Here is a 7,441-nt window from a genome sequence, read left to right on the forward strand (position 1 = left end):
CCGCCCGCGCCCGTGACCTGCAGGTTCAGATGTGCGTCCCATCAGGCTGTCCACGGTTCTGTTCCATGATCGTGTCCATTTCCTCAGGGCTGTCCCCGTCTGTCGAGAGCATGTGCAGAGGTCTGGCGCAGATCCATGACTGGTGCGGCATAGGAGGCTCCTGTTTGAGGGGTCACAACCCTCTTTTCTCTTATTGAACTTCTGTGGATGTCCGTGGAGGAGGAGATCATCGGGTCCGTGCGCCGGATGCCTTCTGCGGCCGGGTGCGGCCGGCACCCGGCGGTTAGCCGCGCGCGACAGGGGATGGGAAGGGAGCGGGCCTGAAGGCCGAGATGGGCAACCCGGCCCGTGGCGCGGGCCGCACCGGTGCCTCCCACCCGATGGCCGTTAACGGCTCGGGCAAGGACTACGTCTTACTGTGATGCCTTCCACGCCGACGACCAGGTTCAGCGCACAGAGCTGCCAGGGGTGGAGCATCTGAAATTCACGCCCTGGCCTGGCTCATCATCATAGAATGGCTGAGCAGATGGACCTACCGCGGTTGCGTAGCCTGATCGAGGGCGTGCTCGTCACGCTGTATCAGCGCTACCGTCACCAGGATTTGCCGGAGCTGTGCGAGCGTCTGCGTCTCCCGCCGCCTGCTCCCAACGACGGTCCCACCAAGCATGAGCGCCTGACCGCGAGTCTGCGGGACTGCCCGGATAACCGCCTGGTACAGGTTGCGGAGGCCATCCTCGACAATGAGGCGCTCATCGCGCCCGAACGCAATGACCTCCAGGATGTCGTGTGGCTCGGACGCCACCACGTAGAGATTCCCGGCCGTACGAGGCGCGAGCTGGCCAAGGAGTTCGACCTTACTGATCACCTGATGTATCCGGACCGGTTTCTGGCTCTGCTCGGCCAGCTGTGGGACTTGGGCGAGGACGAATCCAACGTTTGGGGTCCCCACCTCGGCACCTTGCACGATGACATCCAACGCCATGTGGTCAGATTTCGGGATGACTGGTCGACCGAGTACCTGTTCGAGCAACTCGGAGCTTTCGAAGCCCCTCACCCTCGCTTCGGACGCTTCCTTGAGGGGCTTGCTGCCCCTGCTGTTCTACCCGACGAGCAGGCACAACGTGGCTTCGTAGAGCTGGCCAACCATCATCTGCGGCCCATTGGCGCGCAGCTCCGGCAGGAAGGGGAGGCTGACGGCTACCCCCTGTTCCACCTCGTCCAGCTTGGGCGAGGGACCACCCGCGGGCCGCGCAACCTCATCTTTGCCACCCTGGGAAAGCCAGATATCCGCTTCACCAGCGCCCTCGACAATGACATCGAGGTCGCCGAACGCGCTGACCAGGTCCTGGTCTACGACCACGCTGTAGGCAAGGACGGGCTGCTCTGGCGCGACCTGCTGACCTGGTGGCAGGACACCCGCAACATCACCGACCCTGCAGAAGCCAACTTGTCCCTGTACGGTCGCATGCAAGCGTCCCTGCCTCGCGAGTCCCCGGGGCAGAACAACCTGTTCTGGCTCTACCACAACATCTACAAGGACAACCTGGGCGACGTACCCGCTCTGCTGCCAGAGATATGGGTGCACTGGGACCCCAAGACTGTCCGCCAACGCGGCGCGCGTGCCCTACAGAACCTGCGTATGGACTTCCTCATGCTGCTACAGGGCAACCGCCGCGTGGTGCTGGAAGTCGATGGCATACAGCACTACACCCGAGACGGTGGGGCCGAACCCGACAGCGCGAAGTACGCCGCGACCATGGCTGGTGATCGAGACCTGAAGCTTCAGGGATACGAAGTCTTCCGCTTCGGCCATGACGAACTGCGAGACCGAGACCGCGCTCGGACCGTGCTCACCACCTTTTTCCGCGCACTTCTGAAACCACCGCACGCGTGAGTGGTCGCCGCGGCACGCTATGGGCGACAAACTGAGGCCCTGCCGACCTGAGCTACCGGGTCGCTGGGAGTCGTTGTCGATCAGGGACCGGCCGCTTCGAGCGTGAGGACTTCCACCCAACACGTCGCGGCCATGTCGTCGGCAAGGCGAACAAGGTGGAGTCGATCCGGGCGGCCTCATCCAGCGGCTGATGGCCGTGACGGTACCCTGCCAGCCAGTCCGATGGGGGGTCCATGACCCTCACCCGGTCGAAGCCGGGCCTGCGCACGGCGAGGGCATCCTGAATGCGTACCGGCACGGCGGGATCGGCCGATGCCGTGGCGGGCGGATACTGCGCTGGCACCGGCGTGCTCGGCCGCGTCGAAGTACCAACCATCCGGGCACGTCGCCAGGTCGTCCGCGACCAGTTCGTCTGTCCGGGGGAGTCGCACCTGCTGCGGAAATCCCCTGGGACGGTGGAGGTTGGCTCTCTACTCTCGATCCATGACCTGGAACGAGGACAGCGGCACAGTCAGCCGGGCGTTCGATGACTGGAAGTGGAACGATCGGGAGAACCGCGCCTTCCTTCGGCTATCCACCCAGTGGTCGGACAAGGCCTATCAGCAGACCTGGAACGAAGCCGAGGAGTCCTTCGCCGCACGCTTCGACCCAGACCGGCACTACGGAGACGAGCACCTTGACATCTTTGAGGACGCCGTCGACGGACTCTGGCCTCACTCCTACGCCTGGATTACCGAAGCATCGGTCGTCAAGAACGCGGTCACCGCGTTCGAGGTGTACCTGGAGAAGGCCCTACAGGAAGCCCTTGGCTCGGCCCTCATCCTCGACGGAAAGCAGCACACCATCAAACTGGCCACCCCACCGAAGTTCGAGTCGCCGGGATGGAAGACGCTGGTCACCTCACACAAGGTACTCGGAACTGAAGTCGAGACCGCCGAGGTGTCATGGGCCAGGGAGCTGCGGCACCTGCTGACCCACCAGAACGGCGTATTGCGCAGTGAGGAAGCGCTGACGCGGTTCCGGGACCAAGACACCGAGCGCGGCCAAGACGAGATTGATCGAGCGCACGTTGGGGGCAAGGTTCCCCTCGGTGTTCCGCGCGTATTGACGATCCTCGACTCTCTTGCCGCAGTGATCCGGACGGCCGACGCCCCAACATGGGCTTTGTGCTGGTCCCGCCCCCGTCGTGAACGATGGCAAGAAGTCATAATGAAGCTGTACGAGCAGAAGTGCATCGTCCTCATATCCGCCTGAGCGGCCCACTCGCGCAAGAGATGCCCACTCAGGCCTGGATCGCAATCCGCGTCCATCGCATGTCAACTTGGCAGCGGGTAGCGTCCCGGGTCATGCACATCGATCTCGACGCCGCTCAGGCATGGGAGCGGCTGAGGGCCAGCCGCTGGAGTCCACCGGGCAGGGCCGACACCGGCTCCCGCCAAAAGACCTACGCGGCTGCTCTCGAACAGTCGGAGCAGACGTTCCAGGCCGCCGCCGCAGTAGGAACTGCGACGCGTCCCATGCAGGTCTTCTACGGCCTCAGTCAGGCCGGACGCGCCATCGCGGCCGCCGCCTGGACCCTCAAGGGCGAGGACTGGAACCTCACCTCTCACGGGATCAAGACTACCGGGTTCCACCTGCTCTTCCCTGATATCCAGATCCGCACCGACCCGCCTGGCACCCAAGGCAGTTTCGTGAGGGTCAGCGAAGCCCTCGACTCACCGGTATGGGAGAAGCAACCGGTGCGCCTGGAAGACGTGTGGGACCTACTGCCCCCCAACATCCGCTACCCGCTTACCACCAGGGACCGGCTCATCCCGCTGCACGTGGACGAGGGCGGCATCGGCACGCACGAGCACTCTCTCCTGAGCGTCCCCGTGTGCAATATCCCCGCCCGGGTCGTCGATGCCGGCACCCGCGAGGCGCTAATCGACTTCCTGACCTCGTATCCGGCCGTCGCCCAGCACGACAGCTACGTGACCAGCCGCGCTCTCAGCCTCGGCTCGGAGGCGCCTCCGGACTACGGCACCTACAACCGGGACAGAGGCGAACTCACGATCAACTGGCAGATGCCTCTGGGGACAGGATTCGACGGAAATGCAACCGGAGCCGAACGATTGGCCCACCTGAGGGCCATGACCCGCAGTTACACCGGAGACCGGTACTTCCTGCCCGTGCTCCCGCCGATGAATAGGGAGATGCACCCGCTGATGGCCTGGTGGGCGGTCCTGTACGCGCTCTCCATGCTCTCCCGGTACCAACCCGCGACCTGGGGCGCGCTCATCAACGTCGACAACAGCCAGCATGCCGTCCCGATCGAGCGGCTTCTGGAACGCGCGATCAACCACTTGCCGGTTCTGATCGCGGACGCCATCACCGAGGTGAGCAGGTGATTGACTTTCCTCGACAATCCACAAGGAGGAGCAAAATTCCATCGACAGCGCTCCACTCAGCCAGCCACGCTTGATCCATGGCGGCATTCCTCTACGACCGGCTGGTCACGGATCACGAGTACGTACAGCGGGTCAGACAGCAGCGTCCCAGCGTCCTTCTGCCTGTCATCGCCGCTGCCTCAGCTCGCTGGCAGAGCGACACGTGGTGGAACAGCCCGTACCGCAAATACACGCCGTGGGCTCTCGCCGATGTCGCGCGCACCAGCCTCGCCTACGGGAACGAGTACCGCGGGGACGGCAACTGCACCGAGAACGATCTGATGGCTATGCTCGCCGCGTATGCGGCGTTGACCGATCCCATGATCCGTCAAAACGGCAGCGCAGAATCTGTCGCCAGCTGGCTGCTTCGTACCTCGGGCGAACAGTTCACCTACCAGGAGTCTGGCTTCAACGATCTCGCTCGCACAGCCGCCCTGTTCGGCCAGACGACGCCGGCCCACACCCCCACCTGCCTCGTGGACGGATGGACCGAACAACTTCTCGGCTGCTCCCTGTCCGACTACGTCGGCATCACCCAGCTTCTTCAAGTAGCCGCCCTGCGGAACGAAGGGCGCTTCGTTCCCAAGTGGCTGAGCCAGCCTCAGATGGAGCAGATCTGCTCCATCATTCCCGCGCGCACCATACGAGACGTAGCTGAGCGTCACTTCGTTGTCGACCTGGACACATTTAAGGCCGAAAACGAAAAGGGCCGATTGAGTCGGGACGCCCACCTGCGCCGCTTTGAGTACAACCCTTTGCGAGGTCGCCCCTTCTTGTCCGGCTTCGGCGCGGGCTACCTTGCCCCCTCATCCCACCTGATCATTCCCAAGGGCAGCCCTCTCGGTCTGTACTACATGGGCATCGCCCATTTCGGAGACGACTTCGCCAGAGAACTCGGGGACCTCTTCGAGCAGTACGTAGGACGCCAGCTTGGCCAACTTGCCGATGCTGAGGTCTACGCCGAGATCATCTACCGGGACGAGCGACGCAGCGTCGACTGGATCGTCGTCTTCGACGACCTGGTCCTGCTTGTAGAAGTGAAGTCCACGCGCCCTGCCCAACAGCTACGTCTTGGCGTGCTGGATCGTACCAGCGCAGCGCTGCGCCAGATCAAGCACGCCTATAAGCAGCTGGAAACTACAGCAGCATTGATCACCGACAGGAATCCGAGCTTCAGACACATCCCAGCAGACCGACCCGTGCACGGTCTCGTCGTGACCATGGAGCCCTTTCACACCGCCAACGCTCCCTTCCAGAAGGAGATGCAGCCGCACACGAACATACCCGTGACCGTCTGCAGTGCCACAGAACTGGAGCACCTTGTAACGCTGAGGGACATGTCGGTAAGCCAGCTCTTCCGTGAACGCCATGAAGACCCTTTGACGTCGACGTATTCCCTCACCACTGCTCTTGTCGGCAGGAACCTTGGACGTAATACGATCTTGGATGCGGGTTGGGACAGCTACCCGTGGAAGCGACACGCGGATCGTGAGGGCCAGGCCGATGTAGATCAGTAGTGCGGGGGAGGAGGAAGTGCGGTCCGCTGCAACGGCAGTCTCTGCACTCCCCGCGCTCCTCCTCCCCGAATGTGGCGGACTGCGTCCAGCGCATGCCGATGGCGGAGAGTCGCTGTCCAGGAGCGGCTCTTCTGGACAGCGGTCAGCAGTGGAGACGCCGACCGGGGAAGTCCTTCACACAAAGAGGGGAACTACTCGTCCGCGGAGCATTATTTCCATCCCCGTGTCCTATTGGCCATGAGGCCGCCGTTGGCCACTGGCGATGATGTGACCTGGGCGTTCCGCTGTAGATCCCAGTGCTATGTCCACGGTGCTGTTCCACGATCGTGTCCTTTTCCTCCGGGCTGTCCTGCTCATTTGGTCTCCGTGAACTGCGTGAGCGACGGTTGGAGGCGCTGTGCGAGAGGCGTCAGCGAGTAGTAGGTGCGGCCTCGGCCGCCCCTGGGGCGTTCGGCCGTGGTTTCGCGTCGTCCGTTGAGCCAGCCGGCTGCTTCGAGACGTTTGAGTTGCTTGAAGACCGTGGTCGTCGACATGCCGGTGGCTGAGTGGATCTGAGCCAGGCAGGTTTCCTGATCGCTTCGAGCGAAGAGATGCCTCAGAAGCGGCAGCAGCGGAGGAGGGATGTGGAGCTGGTCGGTGTGCTGGGAGGGGGCATGAAGATCGGTCAGCGCGCCGCGCTCACCGTCGGCTGCGGCGATTGCGGCACTGATGGCGTCTTGATCGGGGATCTCCTCGATTCTCGATCCGAGCGCGTCGTGCATGAGTTTCCGGACGTCATCGCGGTCGAGATCATGCAGGAGCCGGACTCCTCGTCTGGTGGGGCTTTGTGGTGCGTGTCGGACCGAGCGGCGGAATAGTTCCGCTCCAACAGCGCACTCCAGTTGGTCGAGCTGCATGGTGAGCGTTCCCGGCCGGAGGTCGAGGTAGTTGGCGCTGCTTGCGAGCGTCGGAAAATATATGCTGATCTGGAAGCGGCGTAGGCGACGCCAGCCATGCAGAGTCTCTTCCGCTACTGCTCGAATATCGGGTGGGATTGACGTGTCGAGCTTCGTCATGAGAGCGGGAATACTGCGGCCTGATGGCCTGCGCTGAACACCGAGTTGTTCGAGCCGACGGCCGACGGCCTCGCGGTGGGTGCCAACTTCCTCAGCAATATCACGGCCGGTCCGTTTGTGTGTGAGGTACTGCTCGCGGAGCCAGTCGTCGTTGAATACCGGCGGGCGGACCCCTCCTCGGTGAACGACGACGCCGAGGTTCTTGGCATGGCGGACCACGTGCGCGATGGGCACGCCTGCTTCTCTGGCAAGGGTGGCAAGGCTTTTCCCGCCTTCGGTGTATTCGCGCTGCAGGAATTCAGGCGTGACGATCCGGGTGCGGCGTTCATGGAAGCGCCAGCTGCCCAGTGGCGACTTTGACTTGGTGGCGTCAGTGAACGCGGCTTCCCAGGCGGAACGGCAAGCGGTGCTCATCTTCCGCAGGTCGGACGGCCGCAAGGATTCGGCGAGCGCGGCTAGTACTCCAGTGCGGTTTCGTGATCTATCCAGCAGGTTCGTCGGCGGATCGTCGTTGGTAGTGGCTGTGTCGGGCTGTCGCCTGGTGGC

The 7,441-nt window shown here is 63.3% G+C and carries 5 protein-coding genes; 4 read left to right on the forward strand and 1 reads right to left on the reverse strand.

Annotated features, from left to right (window positions below):
- The first annotated feature begins 514 nt into the window (after positions 1 to 514).
- From ABZU99_RS34020 to ABZU99_RS34035, 4 genes are all read left to right on the forward strand, one after another.
- Positions 515 to 1,894 carry a hypothetical protein gene (locus ABZU99_RS34020; RefSeq protein WP_356050289.1) on the forward strand — a complete coding sequence of 460 codons (1,380 nt, stop codon included), beginning with the start codon at positions 515 to 517 and terminating at the stop codon, positions 1,892 to 1,894.
- 483 nt (positions 1,895 to 2,377) lie between these two features.
- Positions 2,378 to 3,148, forward strand: coding sequence for a hypothetical protein (locus ABZU99_RS34025; RefSeq protein ID WP_356050290.1), 771 nt, complete (start codon positions 2,378 to 2,380; stop codon positions 3,146 to 3,148).
- Between the two features lie 92 nt (positions 3,149 to 3,240).
- On the forward strand, positions 3,241 to 4,284 hold the full coding sequence (locus tag ABZU99_RS34030) for a YaaC family protein (RefSeq protein WP_356050291.1): 1,044 nt from the start codon (positions 3,241 to 3,243) through the stop codon (positions 4,282 to 4,284).
- Between the two features lie 77 nt (positions 4,285 to 4,361).
- A complete protein-coding gene (locus ABZU99_RS34035) occupies positions 4,362 to 5,840 on the forward strand; it encodes a hypothetical protein (protein ID WP_356050292.1) in 1,479 nt (492 codons plus the stop codon).
- Between the two features lie 353 nt (positions 5,841 to 6,193).
- Here the strand turns inward: ABZU99_RS34035 and ABZU99_RS34040 are convergent.
- On the reverse strand, positions 6,194 to 7,441 hold a 1,248-nt coding region (locus ABZU99_RS34040; RefSeq protein ID WP_356050293.1), incomplete at its 5' end, for a hypothetical protein.

It is taken from the genome of Streptomyces sp. NPDC005266, from assembly GCF_040607655.1.
GTDB lineage: Bacteria > Actinomycetota > Actinomycetes > Streptomycetales > Streptomycetaceae > Streptomyces.